Here is a 19,590-nt window from a genome sequence, read left to right as displayed (position 1 = left end):
CCCCGTGTCAGCTGCCTCCGCCACCGCATCCGCCCCCGCCCCCTCCTCCGCAGGACGACGACCCGCCTCCGCATGACGAGCCGCCGCTCCCGCAGGACGAACCCCCCGAGCCGCTGTCTCCCCCGCCGGCCCACCAGCCGCCGCCTCCGCCGTCGTACGAGCTCCCCCGGCGCCCGTGCGAGCGGTGGGCCGGACGTGCGCCGGCCCGCGCGATGGACACGACGAGCACCACGAACACGACTGCGACCAGCGCCCCCACGAATACTGTGGTCATGGCGTCAGCCTCCTTCCGTTCCCCCGAAACGGGCCCCGGCGTCCCCCCGTGGGCGCCTCCCGCTCGGTGCGTGCGAGTGAGATGCCCGGCCGTCTCACGGCCCAAAGCAGAGTTGAGGAAGTCCAGAGCTTGAGCGCAGGATGACCGCCATGACCTCCACCTCCCGCCCCCTGCTGAACCGCCGGCTCGCCGAGTTCGGGACGACGATCTTCGCCGAGATGTCCGCGCTGGCCCTGCGGACCGGCGCCATCAACCTGGGCCAGGGCTTCCCGGACACCGACGGGCCCGAGGCGGTCCGGGAGGCGGCGGTGCGGGCGCTGCGCGACGGGCGCGGCAACCAGTACCCGCCGGGCCCCGGCATCCCCGAGCTGCGCACCGCCGTCGCCGCGCACCAGGAGCGGCGCTACGGGCTGTCGTACGACCCGGACACGGAGGTCCTGGTCACCGCGGGCGCCACGGAGGCCATCGCCGCCGCCCTGCTCGCCCTCCTGGAGCCCGGCGACGAGGTGATCGCCTTCGAGCCGTACTACGACTCGTACGCGGCCTGCATCGCGATGGCGGGCGGGACCCGGGTGCCGGTCACCCTGCGGCCGGGCGGGGAACCGCGCGAGGGAGCCGTGCACCGGCGCTTCCGGCTCGACCTCGACGAGCTGCGCGCCGCCGTCACCGACCGCACCCGCCTGCTGCTGATCAACACCCCGCACAACCCCACCGGCACGGTCCTCACCCGCGCCGAGCTGACCGCGATCGCCGAGCTGGCGGTGGAGCGCGACCTGCTCGTGGTCACCGACGAGGTGTACGAGCACCTCGTCTTCGACGACGCCGAGCACCTGCCGCTCGCGACCTTCCCGGGCATGCGGGAGCGGACGGTGACGATCGGGTCGGCCGGCAAGACGTTCTCCTTCACCGGCTGGAAGGTCGGCTGGGTGACCGCGCCGTCCGCCCTGGTCACGGCGGTGCGGTCGGCGAAGCAGTTTCTGACGTACGTGTCGTCGGGGCCGTTCCAGTACGCGGTCGCCGAGGCGCTCGCCCTGCCCGACGACTACTTCGCGGCCTTCCGCGAGGACATGCTGGCCAAGCGGGACCTGCTGGCGGCGGGGCTGGCGGAGGCGGGGTTCGAGGTGTTCAAGCCGGCGGGCACGTATTTCATCACCACCGACATCCGTCCCCTCGGCGCCGCGCTGTCCGAGGAGGGCGACGGCTTCGCCTTCTGCCGCGCCCTGCCGGAGCGGGCCGGCGTGGTGGCCATTCCCAACGCGGTCTTCTACGACGACCGGGCGGCGGGGGCGCCGTTCGTGCGGTTCGCGTTCTGCAAGCGGACGGACGTGCTGGAGGAGGCGGTGCGGCGGCTGAAGTCCCTGGCGGGCTGAGCGGGTGTTCGTCCACAGCCTGTGGACGAACACCCGCCCGAAACAGCGCGAGCCCGACCCCGACACGCGGCCGTGGTGGCCGGTGCCCTGGCCGGGCTCTGCCCGATCTGTGCCGAGGACTACTCCTCGTCGTCCTCGGGGTTCTCCGCGTCGTTGATCTCCTGCTCCAGGCCGAGCTGCTCGACGAGCCACTTGTCGAACTCGATGGCGGCCCGCACCCAGCTGACCGTCGACGAGACGAAGTGTTCCAGGCTCACGCCGGTGCCGATCAGCATCTGCGCTTCGCCGATCAGGCGGACGGTGCCGTCGTCGTGCGTGTGGCTGTAGACCTTGGGCCACAGCGTCCGGCGGTTCCAGTCGTCGATCGACTCCAGGAGCTGGGGCTTCTCGTCGATCTTGTGGGGCCGGTCGTAGAACGTCCGCACCGAGAAGACCTGCTGGTCACCCTCGCCGCGGAACATGAAGTACGTACGGAACTGCTCCCACGGCGCCGCGAGGTCACCCTCGTCGTCGACGACGTACTTCAGCTCCATCTGGTCCAGGAGCTGCTTCACGAGGTCCTGATCCGGGACAACGGGGCCGGGCGGTGGCCCGGGCTGCGGCTGCTGGCCCCCGAAGTTCGGAATCGAGGACGGGTCGATGCTCACCGTGATTTTCCCTTCGTACGGATTCCGCCATCCTCCCCCATGCGGGGAGGGGGGTGGCAAGCCCTGACGGGGCCTGTCGGCCGTCGGCTGACATGATCTGGCCGGTCGGAACGGGCAGGGGTACGGAGGGACGGGTGCCATGTCGGGGACACAGGGCGGGGAGAAGGCTCCTCGAGGCCGGACCAGATGGGGATTGCCGGCCGCCGTTGTGGCGTTGCCGGGACTGGTCGTGGCGGGCTTCGTCGCCCTGGTGGTGCACTGGGCGGCCTCCGGCGACCTGTTCGGCCCCTCCGGTCCCGAGCCGGTCGCCTGCGCCGACGCCCTGCACTTCGGCGGGGCCGAGCTGCCGGACGGCGCCCAGGTCGTCGGGACCTGCGAGGTGCAGGGCTTCCAGGACATCCACTACAGCGCGGCCTTCCGGATGCCGCGCGCGGACGTCGGCGACTGGCTCGCGCGGACCTATCCGGACGCCCCGGCGCCCGAGACGGAGTCCTGCGGCCTCTGGGACGCGGATCTCTGTCTCGATGTGGCCGACCCGGGCGGCCACCCGGACGCGGGCGCACACGCCGTGCAGGTCAGCGTGGAGTACGAGAGTGCCGGCACCGCGCTGGTGCGCTTCTCCACGTTCACCTTGTGAGCAGGGGACCGGTTGACCGCCCGATGGCCGTACGAGCGCGTGATGGCCGCACGGGCGTGGGATGACGGCCCCACCCGGGGGCCGTCCCACCAGCCACGACGGTTACAGCGTCTTGCCCGTCGCGGGCCCCACGATCAGGCCGTCCCCGAACGCGTCCACCCGGACCGTGTCGCCGTCCTTGACCTCGCCGGACAGGATCTCCTTGGCCAGGCGGTCGCCGATGGCGGTCTGGACGAGGCGGCGCAGGGGGCGGGCGCCGTAGGCCGGATCGTTGCCCTCGTCGGCGAGCCAGGCCAGGGCCTCGTCGCTGATCTCCAGGGTGAGGCGGCGCTCGGCCAGTCGCTTGGCGAGGCGGTCGATCTGGAGCCGGGCGATCCGGGCCAGCTCGTCCTTCGTCAGCGCCGAGAAGACGACCAGGTCGTCCAGGCGGTTGAGGAACTCGGGCTTGAAGGAGGCCCGGACCACCTCCAGCACCTGCTCCTTCTTCTCCGCCTCACTCGTGATCGGGTCGACCAGGAACTGGCTGCCCAGGTTCGACGTCAGCACCAGGATCGCGTTGCGGAAGTCGACCGTACGGCCCTGACCGTCCGTCAGCCGCCCGTCGTCCAGCACCTGCAGGAGGATGTCGAAGACCTCGGGATGCGCCTTCTCGACCTCGTCGAGCAGGACGACGCTGTACGGCCGCCTGCGCACCGCCTCGGTCAGCTGGCCGCCCTCCTCGTAGCCGACGTACCCGGGGGGCGCGCCGACCAGCCGGGCCACGCTGTGCTTCTCGCTGTACTCCGACATGTCGATGCGGACCATGGCCCGCTCGTCGTCGAAGAGGAAGTCCGCGAGGGCCTTGGCCAATTCGGTCTTTCCGACGCCGGTCGGGCCGAGGAAGAGGAAGGAGCCGGTCGGGCGGTCGGGGTCGGCGATGCCGGCACGGGTGCGGCGTACGGCGTCCGACACCGCGCGCACGGCCTCGGTCTGGCCGATGAGCCGCTTGCCCAGCTCGTCCTCCATGCGCAGCAGCTTCTGCGTCTCGCCCTCCAGAAGCCGCCCCGCCGGAATCCCGGTCCAGGCGGCGACGGTGTCGGCGATGTCGTCCGAACCGACCTCCTCCTTGACCATCGTGTCCTTGGCGGCCTCCTCCTCGGCCTGCGAGGCGGCCTCCAGGTCCCGCTCCAGGGCCGGGATCTCGCCGTAGAGCAGCTTGCTGGCGGTGTCGAAGTCGCCGTCGCGCTGGGCGCGTTCGGCCTGCCCGCGCGCCTCGTCGAGCCGTTCCTTCAGCTCACCGACGCGGTTGAGGGACTGCTTCTCCTTCTCCCAGCGGGCGGTCAGGCCCCGCAGCTCCTCCTCCTTGTCGGCGAGGTCACGACGCAGCCGCTCCAGGCGCTCGCGCGAGGCCGGGTCGGTCTCCTTCTCCAGCGCGAGCTCCTCCATCTTCAACCGGTCCACGGCGCGCTGGAGTTCGTCGATCTCGACGGGGGACGAGTCGATCTCCATGCGCAGCCGGGAGGCGGCCTCGTCGACGAGGTCGATGGCCTTGTCGGGCAGGAACCGGGAAGTGATGTACCGGTCGGAGAGGGTGGCCGCGGCCACCAGCGCGCTGTCCGCGATCTGCACCTTGTGGTGGGCCTCGTAGCGCCCCTTGAGTCCACGCAGGATCGCGATGGTGTCCTCGACGGTCGGCTCGGCCACCAGCACCTGCTGGAAGCGCCGCTCCAGCGCGGGGTCCTTCTCGATCCGCTCCCGGTACTCGTCGAGGGTCGTGGCACCCACCATGCGCAGCTCGCCGCGCGCGAGCATGGGCTTGAGCATGTTGCCGGCGTCCATGGCGGAATCCCCACCGGCCCCGGCGCCCACGACGGTGTGCAACTCGTCGATGAAGGTGATGATCTGCCCGTCGGAGTCCTTGATCTCCGCGAGCACGGTCTTCAGCCGCTCCTCGAACTCACCCCGGTACTTGGCCCCGGCGACCATGGCGCTGATGTCGAGCGCGACGAGCCGCTTGTCCTTGAGGGACTCGGGGACGTCCCCCTTCACGATCCGCTGGGCGAGCCCCTCGACGACGGCGGTCTTGCCGACGCCGGGCTCACCGATGAGGACGGGGTTGTTCTTGGTACGGCGGGAGAGGACCTGCACGACCCGCCGGATCTCCTGGTCGCGCCCGATGACGGGGTCGAGCTTGCCCTCCCGGGCGGCGGCGGTGAAGTCGGTCCCGAACTTCTCCAGCGCCTTGTACTGCCCCTCGGGGTCGGCGGTGGTGACCCGGCGCCCGCCGCGCGCCTTCTGGAAGGCGTCCAGCAGCTTCTTCGCACTGGCCCCCTGCTGGTTCAGCACCTCACCGGCCTGTCCGCCCTTGGCGGCGATACCGATGAGGAGGTGCTCGGTGGAGAGGTACTCGTCGCCGAGTTCCTTGGCGCGTGCCTGCGCGTCGGCGATGACCGCAAGCAGCTCGCGGTTGGGCTGGGGCGGGGCGACGGTGGACCCGGTCACGCTGGGCAGTGAGGCGAGCGCCTTCTCGGCGCCGGCCCGCACGGAGGCCTGGTCGGCGTCCACGGCCGCCAGCAGGTCGATGATGTTCTCGTTGTCCTGCCCCTGGAGCAGAGCGAGGAGCAGGTGGGCAGGGGTGAGGTCCGCGTGCCCCTCGGTGAGGGCCCGGTTACTGGCCGCGTTGATCGCGTCCCGGCTCCTGTTGGTCAGCTCGGCGTCCACGTGTCCGTTCTCCTCCTGGCGTCAGCTTCTCCCAGTACTGACTGAGTCAGCGTACACAAAGTTGAGTCTATTCCGCTCAAGGTAGTCGCGGGAGGGTTGCTGCGACTAGGTTCCGGGCCATGGCGGCATACACCCAGAACCCGGGCGCGCCGGACGCGCCGTACCTCACCTTCTGGCAGGAGAGGCACCTGTGCACCCTGACGACCCTGCGCCCGGACGGCTCCCCGCATGTCGTGGCCGTCGGGGTGACATACGAGCCGGAGGCGCGGCTGGCTCGGGTGATCACGCTCAAGTCGAGCGCGAAGGTACGCCACGTGCTGGCCGCCGGCCCGGACGGGGCACGCGTCGCGGTCTGCCAGGTGGACGGCGGGCGGTGGGCGACGCTGGAGGGGCGGGCGCACGTCCGGACGGAGCCGGAGCGGGTCAGGGACGCCGAGCAGCGGTACGCCGTGCGGTACGGGCGGACGCCGACGCCCAATCCCGACCGCGTGGTGATCGAGATCGAGCTGACCCGGGCGATGGGGCGAGGCTGACCGGGCGGGTCGCTGCGGGTGGCTGAATACCGGGCGCCCGGTTTCGGCCACCGCGCGAACCGGCGGATACGGGGAAATGTCCCGGAAAACTGCAGCGGCGTCACCGTGTTCAGGTCACGGTGACGCCGCTGCGGGGGGAAGCACCTGAGCGATCTGTTACGACGGGGGAATCGCGTCAGGCACTGCGGGGGGTGGCTGAGATGGTCCTTGGCGCCGGGGCCTCCGGCTCCACCAGGCGGTGGTCGCGCTGATCGAGGTTGACGAAGATCATTCCGTACCGGATGGCACACCGCACAGGCTGCGGCGCCCCCCGAGGCCGCCGCAGACACCGGTAAGCCCGTACGTCCTCCTCCTCGTCCCGCGTGACGACGACCGGCTCACCGAAGACGGTCACCATCAACGAGTCACCGGGGTGGGGGATCGCGGTGACAAGGTCGATGAAGTGCCAGCCGGAGCGGTAGGCGGTGGCCATTTCGCGGCGGAAGGAGCGGTCGTCGGGTGGGGTGGTCACGTCAGCTCCATGCACTGTCATCGTTGACCGAGACATCATTGCCTGTAGCCGCGCTGTCCGCCGTCAACGACCAGGCACTGTCCGCCCGAACGTCACCCTTCGCGCCGGAGAAGCCACCCAGAGTTCCGAAGGCCACAACGGCGGAGAAGGCGGCGACAAGCACCGAGCGAAGCATTCTCTTACGCATAGTCGGCTTCGTCCTCACTTGAAGGTCCCCTCTTCCCCCGTCGGATAAGACGATGGCTCATTCAGGCACGTCATGGCCACACAATCGATGCATCATGTTCCTGCATGTTCAGGACCCTGGGGGGTGGAGATTTGGCAACGAATCGGACTAAAGCGACGCATCCCCACACCGCTACGGAGCTGTGTGAGGAAGGGCGCCGTCTTTACGCCAACGCGCTCCGCACGGGACATATCACCCGCGCGGATGTGGAGCCCGCCCCCTGCCTCATGGAGTTCGCCCTGCTCCATCCCGATCCCGATGACGCGAACCTGCTGCGCCCGGTTCCTCCATCGGTCGCCTTGGCCCAGCGGCTCAACCCCATAGAGCGCGAGATCACGGAGCGCAGGCAGCTGTCGATCGAGCTGACTAATGCTTTCGAGCCGTTCATGGCACTCAGTGCCCAGGCAACGGCTTCCACGCATTCGATCACCGTTTTGGAAGGGCTCGACCGCATCAACGAGGCGCTCGACCTGGCGACGGCCCAGTGCCAGAACGAGATGCTCACGGTCCAGCCGAGCCACCGCCACCCGGAGCGCAGGCTTATCGAGGCCCTGGAGCGCGACAGGCCGCTGATCGAACGGGGAGTGCGGATCCGCACCCTGTACCAGCACACTGCCAGGTACAGCCCCGAAAGGCTCGCCTGGGTCGACAACTTCCCCGATGGGAAGGCGGAGTACCGGACCATCGACGAACTGGTCGAGCGCCTCATCATCTGTGACGAGACCGTCGCGTTCATCCCCACCCGCGACGACCGACAGGTCGCCCTCGAACTGCGTCACCCCGGGCTCGTCCGCTACTTGATCAAGGTGTTCGAGTTCATGTGGAGCCGCGCCGTCCCCTTGAACGCCGGCGCCCCCTACGAAACCGCTCCCGACGGCATTACGGATATCCAGCACTCCATCGCCAAGCTCCTGGTTGAGGGCCACGTCGATGAGGCCATAGCGCGCCGTCTGGGCATGAACGTCCGTACGTGCCGCGCCCACATAGCCAAACTGGCCCAGGCGCTGGGCAGCGGCAGCCGTGCTCAGCTCGGCTATCTCATAGCGCAGTCGGGGATCCTGGACAAGGACCACTCACCATCAGGGGGAGACAGCCACCCGTGACCGAAGCGCATACACACGGCCCGGGAACAGCTGTGTGAGGCAGGTACGAACCTGTACGCCCGTGTTCTGCGTGAAGGCCGCGTGCGTGTGAAAGATGTTGACAGCGCGCCGTGCCTCATCGATCTCGGGCTGCCGCAGGAGCTGCTGCGCGCGTCGGAGGAACGGATCGCGAGCGAATGGCGACGGAAAGAGCGGTTGACGGATTCGTTCGCACCGCTGATGCGGATCGGCATGGGGCGCCCCACGACTGCCGACACCTCGGCACACAAAACGCTCAGCGGTGGCGAGCAGATCAACCGGGCCATCTCCCGAGCCATGGCCGAAGCGCAAGAGATCCTCTCCGTGCAGCACCCACAAGAGCCGGATACATGCGGCGGCGCAGCCCGTCGCGCTGGATCGCGATCAGGCCCTGCTCGACCGGGGTGGCCGCATCCGCGCCATCTACCAACACATGCAACGCCACGTGCCGTACGTCATCGCGCGCTACGAACAACTCGATGGGGACGTCGAGGCCCGCACCCTCGACGAAGTCACCGACCGACTCATCATCATTGACAGGTCCGTCGCCTTCATCCCGGTCAGCAACACACCTACGGTCGCACTGGAGGTCCGCCACCCGGCCCTGATCTCCTTTTTCGTGACCACGTTCGAGCGGCTATGGCGCCTGGCCGCACCGATGTACCCCGAGGCTGTCCAGCAACCTTCCCTGGACGGTGTCACCCTCTCGCCAACGCGCCATCGCCGAGCTCCTCGTCGAAGGCCACACCGACGCCGCCATTGCCGGCCGCCTCGGCCTGAACGTCCGCACCGCCCGCGTCCACAGCGCCAAACTCGCCGCGACCCTGGGCAGCGAGAGCCGTGCCCAACTCGGCTATCTCATCGGCCAGTCGGGGATTCTTGACCAGGAACCCCGGGAATCCCCGGCACTCCGGCGACCCTGATCACCGCCGCCTCGGACGACGGCGCCCGCGGACGGTCCAGCCCCACCTGCGCGATCCGCACCCCGAGCTGCGTCCGGCTCGCCGCCCCCAGCGTCTCCGACAGCCGTGCGATGTGCGCCCGGCAGGTACGCACGCTTATCCCCAGCCGCTCCGCGATCACCGCGTCCTGGTGGCCCTCGGCGAGCAGCGCGGCGATGGACTGCTCGCGGTGGGAGATGCCCTCGATGCCGGTGTCGGGGAGGGGCGCCGTCAGGGGGATCGCCAGGCGCCACAGGCGCTCGAACACCGTCAGCAGGTAGTCCACCAGCCCCGGATGCCGCAGCTCCAACGCCACCGTGCGGTCCGTGTTCGCCGGAATGAAGGCCACCGTGCGGTCGAAGAGGATCAGCCGGTCGATGACCTCGTCCAAGGTGCGGGCCTCGACCGAATCGCCCATCAGTTCAAGGTAGTTGAGCAGGCCCTGGCCGTGCCGGGCCACATGCGTGTACAGGTCGCGCATCCGCACGCCGCGCCCGCGCAGGGCCAGCGCCCGGTGCAGGCCTTCCGTCAGCTCGTGCTCGGGCCGGATGCCGCCGGGCTGCACGGTCAGCACCTCCCTCGTGCACGCCTCCGTCGCCGCGTCCAGGGCCGCCTGGATGCGGGAAGCGCCGTCCAGCACACGGATCGCGGCACCCGAGGCACCGGACGCCTGCGGCGACTGGGGACCGAGGCCGGCGTACCACTCGAACGCCGCCACCGCCGAGCCCACCCGCCGCTGGCTCGCGCTGACCTCGTCGTAGACCCCGCGCAGCAGCCGCGTCATGACCTCCTGCGGAGACGTCGGCACCAGCCAGTCCATGTCGTCGGGGTCGGGATGCAGCAGCGCCAGCTCCAGCAGGCAGGGCACCGGCTCCGCGTCCCGGCGCGACACCCGGCCGCGGCGTACGGCCCGGGAGTACACGCGGTCCCCGGCCTCGCACAGTCGGTCGGCACCGTGTGGATGCTCCTCCGCCCCGTGCCCGGCCATCGCCATCCACCCCCGGTTCTTGCCTCTCTCGCCGGCTCGCCCGCTTCCGGAGCACGGTGCCGCCCCTGTCGGGGCACCCCGGCAGGGCGTGACCCTGGTCGAGGGGCCCACCGTGCACAGCCCGTGGGGCCTACGGTTCGCTCGCGCTTCCGCAGCGCAACTATGCGCGGACGGGCCGTGCTCCGCAACACGGCTCCCGCCGCGCCGGGCGCCGTAAACCACCGTTTCGACCTACTATCTCCGGGCCTCCGCCTGCCGAGTTGCAACAAGCTGATGGTCCCCATCCGGCCTTTGCCGTGTGCGCAGCAAAGCCGCCCCCGGTTCGGTCCCGGTGGAGTGGTCCGGCCACCCGGCCGGCCGGACGCCACCCTTCCGCGATCACCTCCCGGAAATCACCCGGAGATCACCGTGTTACACGCCCCACTTAACGTCAGGCCATGGCGGACATATTTGACGCGTACGCGTTGGCCGACGCGTGGGACGAGATGTTCGAGCGGCCGGGTGAAGTCAGGACCGCCTATGAGCCGGTGCTGGCGGCGCTGCAGCCGATCGAACCGAGTGAACTGCGGTTCCGGGCCGACCAGATGGCCCGGGCGTTCACCGACAGGGGCGTGACGTACGCCTTCGCGGGCGAGGAGCGGCCCTGGCCGCTGGACCTCGTGCCCAGGATCCTCGACGCCCTGGAGTGGGATCTCATACAACGCGGGGTGAGCCAGCGGGTCAGGGCCCTGGAGGCCTACCTCGCCGACGCCTACGGGCAAGCGCGTGCCTTCGAGGACGGTGTCGTGCCCTGGCGGCTGCTGCTCAACTCGCCCCACTTCCACAGGGCGGCCCACGGTCTGGAGCCACCGGGCGGGGTGCGGATCCATGTCGCCGGGATCGACCTCGTACGCGACGAGGCCGGGGACTTCCGGGTGCTGGAGGACAACGTCCGCGTGCCCAGCGGGGTTTCGTACGTCATCGAGAACCGCCGGGCCATGACCCGGATCTTCCCCTCCCTCTTCGCCGAGCAGCACGTCCTGCCCGTCGACGGATACACCCAGCGGCTGCTCGCCGCCCTGCGCGCCGCCGCGCCCGACGGGACCGGCGATCCGCGCGTCGTCGTGCTGACCCCCGGGCCCAACAACGCCGCCTACTTCGAACACGCCCTGCTGGCCCGGCTGATGGGCGTGCAGCTCGTCGAGGGGCACGATCTCGTGTGCCGCAACAACCGCGTCTGGATGCGTACGACGCGCGGCGAGGTGCCCGTCCATGTCGTATACCGGCGGCTGGACGACGACTTCCTCGACCCGCTCCACTTCCGCCCCGACTCGGTGATCGGCTGCCCGGGCATCCTCAGCGCGGCCATGGCCGGCAACGTCACACTCGCGAACGCGGTGGGCAACGGCATCGCCGACGACAAGCTCCTCTACACCTACGTCCCGGACCTCATCCGGTACTACCTGGGCGAGGAACCGATCCTTCCGAATGTCGAGTCCTACCGCCCCGACGAGCCGGGCCAGTTGGAGGCGGTCCTCGACCAGATCGAGCAGCTCGTCATCAAGCCCGTCGACGGCGCCGGCGGGCAGGGCATCGTCATCGGTCCGAAGGCCGACCGCGAGACGATCGAACGCACTCGCAAAGCCGTCATCGCCGATCCGCGCGGCTTCATCGCCCAGCGGCCGGTCGCCCTGTCCACCTCCCCCACCCTCGCGGGCGAGCGCATGGCACCGCGCCACATCGACCTGCGACCCTTCGCCGTCAACGACGGCAACGATGTCTGGGTACTGCCCGGCGGCCTCACCCGGGTCGCCCTCCAGGAGGGCAACCTGATCGTCAACTCCAGCCAGGGCGGCGGCTCCAAGGACACCTGGGTGCTGGCCGAGGGGCCCGCGGAGTCCCCGGCGCCGCTGAGCGCCACCGAGCCCCTGGACGTCGCACCGCGTCAGCTCGGACCCGACGGCAACCCCACCGTCGTACAGGAAGGGGCACAGCAGCAGTGAACGACGTGATCCTCTCCCGGATAGCCGAGGCGCTGACCTGGACCGGCCGGTATGTCGAGCGGGCCGACGCCACGGGCCGGATCCTCGACGCCTACCTGCACCGCATGCTGGAGGACCCGTGGCGCGACGAGGACGTGGCCTGCCGGTCGCTGTACGCGATCCTCGGGATGGACGCGGGCGGCGCGCCGGTCGACATGCAGCAGGTGCTGGACCAGCTGGCCTTCGACGCCCGTTCCACGGGGTCGATCGAGGGGGCGCTGGGTGCGGCACGCCTGAACGCGCGCAGTGCCCGTGAGGCCGTCTCGTCCGAGATGTGGGAGTGCCTGAACTCGACGTGGCACGCGCTCGCCGACCAGCGGCTGGCGGCTCGGCGCACCGGCCCGTACGCGTACCTGGAGCTGGTGCGCCGCCGCGCCGCGCTCTTCTTCGGCCTCGCCGACTCGACCATGAGCCGGGACGACAGCTGGCGCTTCGTCGTCCTGGGCCGGAGTCTGGAGCGGGTGGACATGACCGTACGGCTGCTGTCGGTGCGGGTGCTGGACGCCGCGCACGCGCCGGACTGGCCGACCCTGCTGAGCGCGTCCGGCGCGGACGAGGCGTACGCGCGCGTGTACGGCGGTTTCGGCGACACCCCGCGGGTGGCGGAGTTCCTGCTGCTGGACCGCGACTTCCCGCGCTCGGCGCTGCACGCGCTGACCACGGCGGAGGAGTGCCTCACCGCGCTGGGCCGCCCCCGCCAGGACCCCGCGCGCCGCCCGATCGGCCGGATGCGCACCCGGCTCGAGTACCTGGACACCCACGCCCTGGAGGAACAACTCCCCCTGCTGCTGAGGGACCTGCAGCAGGCGTGCATGGCCTCGGCGGACTCGGTGGCCGACCGGTTCTTCCCCTACCAGGGGCCCGTCGAGTGGGCCCAGGAAGGAGCGTGAGATGACCACCCAGGGAACTCGCCGGCTCCGTATCAAGCACATCACCCGCGTCTCGTACGCCCAGCCCGCCGCGTCCTCGCACAACGAGGTCCGCATGACCCCGCTGACGCTGGCCGGCCAGACCACCCTGGACGCCCGGGTCACCATCAGCCCGGCCGCGACCACCTGGGCGTACTGGGACTACTGGGGCACCCAGGTCACCGGCTTCGACCTGATGGACCCGCACGCCGACCTCACCATCACGGCCTCCAGCCTGGTGGAGACCCATCCGCCGGGCCCGCTCCCCGAAGCGCCCACATGGCAGGCGCTCGCCGACGAGGTGGCGTCCTCCCGGCTGCTGGAGTTCGCGGGCCCGACCTCGCGCACGACCGTGCCCGACCGGCTCGTCGAGAAGGCGCGGGAGGCGGCGGCCGGCCTCGATCCGCACGAGACGGCCCTCGCGGTGTCCGCGCTGGTCGCCGACCGGGTGTCGTACCTTCCCGGCGCCACGAGCGTGAACACCTCCGCCGCCGAGGCCTGGGAACAGTGCGCGGGCGTCTGCCAGGACATCACCCACCTCACGATCGCGCTGCTGCGGGGAGTGGGACTGCCGGCCCGCTATGTCTCCGGCTACCTGCACCCCGAGCGGGAGGCGGAACTGCATCGTCCGGTCGCCGGGCAGAGCCACGCCTGGATCGAGTACTGGGCGGGCGACTGGTGCGGCTACGACCCCACCAACCGGACGCGGGCCGACGAGTCCCACGTGGTGGTCGGGCGCGGGCGCGACTACGACGACGTCACCCCGCACAAGGGGATCTACCGGGGGGTGCCGGGTGGGCCGCCGGAGGTGACGGTGGAGTTCACGCGGGTGGCGTGAACTCGGGTGGCGTGAACTCGGATGGCATGAACGCGGGTGGCATGAACGCAGGTGGCATGAACGCAGGTGGCTTGAATGCCGCGGGCCCGTCGTGAGACCGACGGGCCCTGCCTGCCGATGCCTACTTGCTGAGCCCGAGCCGCGAGCAGGCCGCCTTGTACTCGGCCGTGCAGATTTCGGAGACGTCGTAGATGCCGTCGGCGAGGACCGTCTCCTTGATGTTCCCCTTGGTCAGGGCGACCACGGGGACCAGCAGGGCGGGGATGTCCTTGTCGGTGGGGCTGTCGACCTGGTCCTGGGCGAGGGAGTCGAACTGGATGTCCTTGCCCTGGACCTTGGCCACGGCCATCTGCGCGGCGCTCTCGGCCTCCTGCGGGTACGACTTGTACACGCTCATGTACTGCTCGCCGGTCATGATGCGGTGCACGGCGTCCAGTTCGGCGTCCTGCCCGGTGATCGGCGGCAGTTCGCTCACGCCCACCGCCTCCAGGGCCTTGATGACGCCGCCGGCCATGCCGTCGTTGGCGGCGTAGACGCCCTTGATGTTGTTCACGCCGATCGCCTTGATCGCCTCGGCCATGTTGGCCTGGGCGTTCTCCGGCTTCCAGTCCTTGGTGTCGTACGACTTGGCGATGTCCACCGTGCCGTTGAGCTCGGAGAGGGCGCCCGCCTTGAACTGCTTGGCGTTCGGGTCGGTGGGCGAGCCGTTCATCATGACGATCTTGTCGGAGGAGTCGATGTCCCCCATGGCCTCCAGCAGCGAGCGGCCCTGGACCTCGCCGACCAGTTCGTTGTCGAAGGAGACGTACGCGTCGATCGGCCCCTCGGCCAGGCGGTCGTAGGCGATGACCGGGATTCCGGCGTCCTTGGCCTTCTGCACGCCGTCCGCGATGGCGTGCGCGTCGACGGCGTCCAGCAGGATCACGTCGACCTGGTTGTCGATCAGCTGCTGCAGCTGCTCGGCCTGCTTCGACGCGTCCGCGTCGGCGTTCAGGTACTCGACCTTGCCCTGCTTGTTGGTGAGCTCGAGAACCTTGTTCCGGATGATGGGGTAGTCGAACTTGTCGTAGCGCGTGTTCGCCGTCTCCGGCAGCAGCAGCCCCACGGTGATGTCGTTGCCCTTGGTCGGGCTCGCCTCGGTGCTGTCCCCGGTGACGCCCAGTGCCCCGCACGCGGCCAGCGAGAGGGTCATCGTGGACGCGGCGGCCACGGCGGTGGCGGTGCGGCGCAGGGGGCGCAAGGGACGCATAGAGGAGCTCACTTCTGGTGCCTTCGGGACACGGGCGCACCATGGCGCCCGGATGTCTGAAAAGCCAACGCGTCGTCCGCCCCCAGCGTCAAGCGGAACTACTTAACGAGTGCGCAACACCACGCTCCGCTGCACATGTGAAGACATGACGGAGTGCCTCCAAACGCCCATTACACCCCCTCCATCGAACCCTGGCCGAAGAGTCGACCAAGATCTGTACAACCAACGCCATACCTCGCGAGTCGTGATCACGACAGCCTCCGCTCCGCTGTCCCGTACTCGACCAGAGGATCGAATGAAGCCAGCCAGACGCACGACCGCCGCGACCGCGGCGACGGTCGTGCTCGCCACCGCGGGCACCCTGCTCACGACGGCCTCCGCGTCCGCCGCTGTGACCTGCACCTCGCCGGTCTTCAAGCGGCAGTTCTTCGCGAACACCACTTTTTCGGGCACCCCGAAGAAGACGGACTGCGACAGCGCCATCGACCAGAACTGGGGCACGGGTGCCCCCGCCTCCGGACTGCCGTCGAACGACTTCGGCGTCCGCTGGACAGTGACACGCGACTTCGGCTCCGGTGGGCCCTTCTCCCTCGCGGCCTCCGGTCTGGACGGCATCCGGGTCTACCTGGACCCCGGCACGCCCGGCGCGCGCAAGATCGACCTGTGGAAGAACACCTCCACGACCGTCTCGAAGACCGTCAACGTGACGATCCCGTCCGGCAAGCACACCATCCGCGTCGACTACGTCAACTGGACCGGCTCCGCCAGGGTCAAGTTCACCTACGCGCCCCGCACCTCCGCCACCGTCGACACGGTCAAGCCCCTCGCCCCGGCCGGCTTCACCGCCACCTACGACCAGGCGACCGGCAAGGCCCGGCTCACCTGGGCCAAGAACAAGGAGATGGACCTCGCGGGCTACCGGGTGTACCGGCGGCTGAAGAGCGACACCTCCTACCCCGCCACCCCGCTGGCGACCACGACCTCCACCACGTTCACCGACAGCACCCTCCCGCTGAACGGCGCGGTGTACTACTACTCGGTGCGCGCCTACGACAAGGCCGGCAACGTGTCCGCGGGGTCGGCCGGAGTGCCCGTCACCACCGCCGACCGCACGGCCCCGCAGCAGGTCACCGGTCTCACGGCGAAGGGCACCACGGCGGGCAACACGGTCAGGTGGGAGCCGTCCGCGTCGGCGGACGTCCACCACTACGAGGTGTGGGGCGCGCCCGAGGGGCAGCAGGATCCCGACGGGCCCGACATCGTGCTCGGCACGTCCTACACGGACGTCCGCGCCGAGACGGGCGCGGCCTACACGTACAAGGTGCAGGCGGTCGACGGCGCCATGAACGCCTCCCCGGTCTCCGCCCCGGTGACGGCCACGCGCCCCGCGCCCTCCGCCACGCCCGCCCCGACCGGGCTCACCGGCGCCGTCCACGACGACAAGACCGTGATCGGCTGGGACCTGCCCGAGAACTCGGGCCAGTTCCGCGTCTACCGCCGCACCGACGGCGGCTGGATTGCCATCGGCGACCTGGGACGGGGCAACCGGTGGGACGACATCGTCGCTCCCGCGGGCAAGGCGTCCTACTACGTCGTCGCCGTGGAGAGCGGTACCGGTGCCGAGTCGGCGCCCTCCGCCGAGGTCACCGTCGACCGGCTCACCCGAGCCACCCAGTTCGGCCCGGCCGCGCCGCGGCTGACGCTGGTCTCCGCGGGCGGCACGCGGTTCCCCATCCAGATCAAGGCCGAACCGGGAGCCGGCGACGAGGGACGCCTGCTGAAGGGGTACTCCTGGGAGATCTCCGGCGCCTGCGGCGACAGCGGCACCCGGCTGTCCACGACCGGCGCCATCGAGTGGACGCCGCCGTTCAACGGCCCCTGCATGGCGACGGTGTTCGCGGTGGACCCCTACGGGCGCACGAGTGCGCAGAGTTCGTCACTGGAGTTCATGGTCAACCGCTGACAGCGGATCAGGGGCGCACGGCGGATCCGCCGGAAGTCACCGGCGAATCCGTACAACCCCAGGGCCGTTCCGCGAGTCGTGATCGTCGCCACCCCTTCCCCGGCCATCGACGATCACGACCGAGGATCCATGAACCCAGCCAGACGCACGACCACCGCGGCCGCCGCCGCTGTCGTGCTCGCGACCGCCGGCGGTCTGCTCACCGCGGTCGCTTCACCCGCCTCCGCCGAGACGACCTGCACCTCGCCGGTCTTCAAGCGGCAGTTCTTCGCGAACACCACCTTCTCGGGTACCCCGAAGAAGACCGACTGCGACAGCGCCATCGACCAGAACTGGGGCACGGGCGCCCCCGCCTCCGGACTGCCGAGCGACAACTTCGGCGTCCGCTGGACGGTGACGAGGGACTTCGGCTCGGGAGGGCCGTTCTCCTTCGCGGCCTCCGGTCTGGACGGCATCCGGGTCTACCTGGACCCGGGCACGACCGGCGCGCGCAAGATCGACCTGTGGAAGAACACCTCCACGACCGTCTCGAAGACCGTCAACGTGACGATCCCGTCCGGCAAGCACACCATCCGCGTCGACTACGTCAACTGGACCGGCAGCGCCAGGGTCAAGTTCGCCTACGCCCCCCGCACCGACGCCACCGTCGACACGGTCAAGCCCCTCGCCCCGGCCGGCTTCACCGCCGCCTACTCCAACGCCACCCAGCAGACCAAGCTGGGCTGGCGGAAGAACGCCGAGATGGACCTGGCCGGTTACCGGGTGTACCGGCGCGTGGCAGGCACCACCAGCTGGCAGACCCTGCGCCAGCTGGCCGCCACCGCCACCTCGTACACCGACACTCCCCCCGCCACCGGGGAGACGTACGACTACCTGGTCCGGGCGTACGACAAGGCCGGCAACTCCTCGGCCACCACCTCGACCGCCTCCGTGACCAGCCTCGCCGTCACCACGCCGACCGGCTTCACCGCCACCGGCACCGACACCGGGATCGCCCTGAACTGGGACGCGGTGCCCGGGGCGGTCAAGTACCGGGTGCTCCGCTCGTGGAACTCCGTCGACGGGGCCGCCACCACCTTCGAGCCCACCGGCACCTCGTTCACCGACACCCGCGTGACGCGCTCCGCCCGGCACGAGTACCGGGTCGCGGCGATCGACGCGAGCGGCCGGGTCACCGCCTACAGCACCGCCAAGGCCGCCCGCCGTCTGGTGGCCGCGCCCACCATCGGCCAGGCCTTCCCGCACTCCAGCGCGGTCACCGTGACCTGGAACGCCGACTGGGACTCCGGCGGCTCCTACATGGGCTTCCGGGTCTACCGCGCCACGGGCACGAGCACCGACTGGGTCGAGGTGACCGATCGCTGCGGCTGGCGCGAGCGCGACCTCCCGGACGGCTCCGAGCAGTTGCTGTGCACCGACTGGTCGGCGGGCACCAACACCGCCTACCGCTACGCGGTCAGCGGCTACGACAGCAACGACAAGGAGGGCCTGCGCAGCGGAGAGGTGGCGGCCACCACCGGCACCGACCGGCAGGCGCCCGCCGCTCCGGCGTCCGTCACCGCGACCGGCGAGGACTGGGGCACGACCCTGACCTGGTCGCAGGTGGCCGACGCCGATCTCCACCGGTACACCGTGTGGCGGGGCACAACCGTCGACGGCGTCTGCACGGACACCGCGAAGCTCGGCGAGACCGGCGTGGCCGTGACGTCGTGGCGGGACGTCAATGTCGCCGACGGCGAGCACCTCTGCTACGTCGTCCGGCCCCAGGACTTCGCCGGGAACCTCGGCGCGGGCACCACGGTCCATGTCACCGAGCACGATCTGCGGCCCACGGTGGAGACGCCGGCCGGGGCCACGCACGTGGCCTACGCGTCGCTCTCCGCGGCCGGCAATGTGCAGGTGTACGGCTCGTCGCCCGCGGGCACCGAGGAGTACGTGAGGTTCCGGGCCGCCCGCTGGAACCCGCAGACCGCCACCTTCGACGCCCTGCCGGACTCGGACTACGAGCCGCTCTACGACGCGAACGTCCCGACCGGAACGTCCCTGTGGTACCAGGTCGTCGGCGTCCGCGAGGACGGCACCACGTCACAGCCGGTGCTGGTGAGCGTCGCCGTACCGCCGGCTTCCTGACGGAACGGCAAGGGGCCCGGAGGTTCGATGCGAACCTCCGGGCCCCTTCGCATGACTGCGTGCCTGCGTGCCTGCGTCGGCCTAGTCCTTGGCCTTCTTCGGCCGCCACACCACCAGCGCGCTGGTCTGCTGCACCTCCTGGTACGGGACCAGGTCCCGGCGGTACGACGCGTGCACCGCCGCCTCGCGCTGCTGCATCGCCGCCGCCGCGCCGTCCAGGGCCGCCTGCATCTCCGCGATCCTGGACTGCAGCGCCGCGACCTGGTTCTCCAGTTCGATGATGCGCTTGATGCCGGCCAGGTTGATGCCCTCGTCCTGCGACAACGCCTGCACCTGGCGGAGCAGTTCGATGTCGCGGGCCGAGTAGCGCCGGCCCCGGCCGGCCGTGCGGTCCGGGGACACCAGGCCGAGGCGGTCGTACTGGCGCAGTGTCTGCGGGTGCAGGCCGGAGAGCTGGGCCGCCACCGAGATGACGTAGACCGGGGTTTCCTCGGTCAGTTCATACGGGTTGCGTCGACGGCCGTCCATCTCGA

15 protein-coding genes and 1 pseudogene are annotated in these 19,590 nt (G+C 70.2%); 10 read left to right on the top strand and 6 right to left on the bottom strand.

Annotated features, from left to right (window positions below):
* Positions 1 to 414 precede the first annotated feature (414 nt).
* A complete protein-coding gene (locus ACIBAG_RS12925; protein WP_399104153.1) occupies positions 415 to 1,644 on the top strand; it encodes a pyridoxal phosphate-dependent aminotransferase in 1,230 nt (409 codons plus the stop codon).
* A gap of 119 nt (positions 1,645 to 1,763) precedes the next feature.
* Here the strand turns inward: ACIBAG_RS12925 and ACIBAG_RS12920 are convergent, their stop codons facing one another.
* Complete coding sequence (locus ACIBAG_RS12920) at positions 1,764 to 2,291, bottom strand: YbjN domain-containing protein (protein WP_399104151.1); 528 nt, start codon at positions 2,289 to 2,291, stop codon at positions 1,764 to 1,766.
* Between the two features lie 193 nt (positions 2,292 to 2,484).
* Between ACIBAG_RS12920 and ACIBAG_RS12915 the strand changes: the two genes are divergently transcribed.
* A complete protein-coding gene (locus ACIBAG_RS12915; protein ID WP_399104149.1) occupies positions 2,485 to 2,928 on the top strand; it encodes a hypothetical protein in 444 nt (147 codons plus the stop codon).
* A 102-nt stretch (positions 2,929 to 3,030) separates the two neighbouring features.
* Here the strand turns inward: ACIBAG_RS12915 and clpB are convergent, their stop codons facing one another.
* Positions 3,031 to 5,628 (bottom strand): ATP-dependent chaperone ClpB, encoded by a 2,598-nt coding sequence (gene clpB, locus ACIBAG_RS12910; RefSeq protein ID WP_399104147.1) that lies wholly within the window; start codon positions 5,626 to 5,628, stop codon positions 3,031 to 3,033.
* Positions 5,629 to 5,747: 119 nt separating this feature from the next.
* Here clpB and ACIBAG_RS12905 point away from each other — a divergent pair, with 119 nt between their 5' ends.
* Positions 5,748 to 6,161: a pyridoxamine 5'-phosphate oxidase family protein gene (locus tag ACIBAG_RS12905; RefSeq protein WP_399104145.1), complete on the top strand. Its 414-nt coding sequence runs from the start codon at positions 5,748 to 5,750 to the stop codon at positions 6,159 to 6,161.
* A 175-nt stretch (positions 6,162 to 6,336) separates the two neighbouring features.
* On the opposite strand, the gene ACIBAG_RS12900 is transcribed toward ACIBAG_RS12905, so the two are convergent.
* Entirely contained in the window at positions 6,337 to 6,672 is a 336-nt protein-coding gene (locus ACIBAG_RS12900) for a hypothetical protein (protein ID WP_250088631.1), read from the bottom strand.
* Between the two features lie 318 nt (positions 6,673 to 6,990).
* On the opposite strand from ACIBAG_RS12900, the gene ACIBAG_RS12895 reads away from it, so the two are divergent.
* Together ACIBAG_RS12895 and ACIBAG_RS12890 are read left to right on the top strand one after the other, a co-directional pair.
* A complete protein-coding gene (locus tag ACIBAG_RS12895) occupies positions 6,991 to 8,001 on the top strand; it encodes a helix-turn-helix transcriptional regulator (protein ID WP_399104519.1) in 1,011 nt (336 codons plus the stop codon).
* Positions 8,002 to 8,010: 9 nt separating this feature from the next.
* Positions 8,011 to 8,942 (top strand): annotated as a pseudogene (locus ACIBAG_RS12890) (LuxR C-terminal-related transcriptional regulator).
* On the opposite strand, the gene ACIBAG_RS12885 reads toward ACIBAG_RS12890, so the two are convergent.
* On the bottom strand, positions 8,878 to 9,948 hold the full coding sequence (locus ACIBAG_RS12885; protein WP_399104143.1) for a LuxR C-terminal-related transcriptional regulator: 1,071 nt from the start codon (positions 9,946 to 9,948) through the stop codon (positions 8,878 to 8,880). The pseudogene ACIBAG_RS12890 and the gene ACIBAG_RS12885 overlap by 65 nt on opposite strands.
* A 437-nt stretch (positions 9,949 to 10,385) precedes the next feature.
* On the opposite strand from ACIBAG_RS12885, the gene ACIBAG_RS12880 reads away from it, so the two are divergent.
* The 3 genes from ACIBAG_RS12880 to ACIBAG_RS12870 are packed head-to-tail and all read left to right on the top strand — an operon-like array spanning position 10,386 to position 13,715.
* On the top strand, positions 10,386 to 11,930 hold the full coding sequence (locus ACIBAG_RS12880; RefSeq protein ID WP_399104141.1) for a circularly permuted type 2 ATP-grasp protein: 1,545 nt from the start codon (positions 10,386 to 10,388) through the stop codon (positions 11,928 to 11,930).
* Complete coding sequence (locus ACIBAG_RS12875; protein ID WP_399104139.1) at positions 11,927 to 12,859, top strand: alpha-E domain-containing protein; 933 nt, start codon at positions 11,927 to 11,929, stop codon at positions 12,857 to 12,859. The genes ACIBAG_RS12880 and ACIBAG_RS12875 overlap by 4 nt, the downstream gene beginning before the upstream one ends.
* A gap of 1 nt (position 12,860) precedes the next feature.
* On the top strand, positions 12,861 to 13,715 hold the full coding sequence (locus ACIBAG_RS12870; protein WP_399104138.1) for a transglutaminase N-terminal domain-containing protein: 855 nt from the start codon (positions 12,861 to 12,863) through the stop codon (positions 13,713 to 13,715).
* A 121-nt stretch (positions 13,716 to 13,836) separates the two neighbouring features.
* On the opposite strand, the gene ACIBAG_RS12865 is transcribed toward ACIBAG_RS12870, so the two are convergent.
* Entirely contained in the window at positions 13,837 to 14,964 is a 1,128-nt protein-coding gene (locus tag ACIBAG_RS12865) for a sugar ABC transporter substrate-binding protein (RefSeq protein WP_399104136.1), read from the bottom strand.
* Positions 14,965 to 15,259: 295 nt separating this feature from the next.
* Here ACIBAG_RS12865 and ACIBAG_RS12860 point away from each other — a divergent pair, with 295 nt between their 5' ends.
* On the top strand, positions 15,260 to 16,927 hold the full coding sequence (locus tag ACIBAG_RS12860) for a fibronectin type III domain-containing protein (protein WP_399104134.1): 1,668 nt from the start codon (positions 15,260 to 15,262) through the stop codon (positions 16,925 to 16,927).
* 129 nt (positions 16,928 to 17,056) lie between these two features.
* Complete coding sequence (locus ACIBAG_RS12855) at positions 17,057 to 19,057, top strand: PA14 domain-containing protein (RefSeq protein ID WP_399104132.1); 2,001 nt, start codon at positions 17,057 to 17,059, stop codon at positions 19,055 to 19,057.
* An 81-nt stretch (positions 19,058 to 19,138) separates the two neighbouring features.
* Here ACIBAG_RS12855 and ACIBAG_RS12850 read toward each other — a convergent pair whose 3' ends face one another.
* Positions 19,139 to 19,585, bottom strand: a complete 447-nt coding sequence (locus ACIBAG_RS12850) for a heat shock protein transcriptional repressor HspR (protein WP_399104130.1) — start codon at positions 19,583 to 19,585, stop codon at positions 19,139 to 19,141.
* Positions 19,586 to 19,590 lie beyond the last annotated feature (5 nt).

It is taken from the genome of Streptomyces sp. NPDC051243, assembly GCF_044455405.1.
Taxonomy (GTDB): Bacteria; Actinomycetota; Actinomycetes; order Streptomycetales; family Streptomycetaceae; genus Streptomyces.
This window is presented reverse-complemented; position numbering and strand designations above follow the sequence as displayed.

Excerpts from the sequence above, each read along its gene's own strand:
- ACIBAG_RS12925 (WP_399104153.1), top strand. The coding sequence starts at position 415 with ATGACCGCCATGACCTCCACCTCCCGCCCCCTGCTGAACCGCCGGCTC.
- ACIBAG_RS12905 (WP_399104145.1), top strand. The coding sequence starts at position 5,748 with ATGGCGGCATACACCCAGAACCCGGGCGCGCCGGACGCGCCGTACCTC.
- ACIBAG_RS12885 (WP_399104143.1), bottom strand. The coding sequence starts at position 9,948 with ATGGCCGGGCACGGGGCGGAGGAGCATCCACACGGTGCCGACCGACTG.
- ACIBAG_RS12880 (WP_399104141.1), top strand. The coding sequence starts at position 10,386 with ATGGCGGACATATTTGACGCGTACGCGTTGGCCGACGCGTGGGACGAG.
- ACIBAG_RS12870 (WP_399104138.1), top strand. The coding sequence starts at position 12,861 with ATGACCACCCAGGGAACTCGCCGGCTCCGTATCAAGCACATCACCCGC.
- ACIBAG_RS12865 (WP_399104136.1), bottom strand. The coding sequence starts at position 14,964 with ATGCGTCCCTTGCGCCCCCTGCGCCGCACCGCCACCGCCGTGGCCGCC.
- ACIBAG_RS12860 (WP_399104134.1), top strand. The coding sequence starts at position 15,260 with ATGAAGCCAGCCAGACGCACGACCGCCGCGACCGCGGCGACGGTCGTG.
- ACIBAG_RS12855 (WP_399104132.1), top strand. The coding sequence starts at position 17,057 with ATGAACCCAGCCAGACGCACGACCACCGCGGCCGCCGCCGCTGTCGTG.
- ACIBAG_RS12850 (WP_399104130.1), bottom strand. The coding sequence starts at position 19,585 with ATGGACGGCCGTCGACGCAACCCGTATGAACTGACCGAGGAAACCCCG.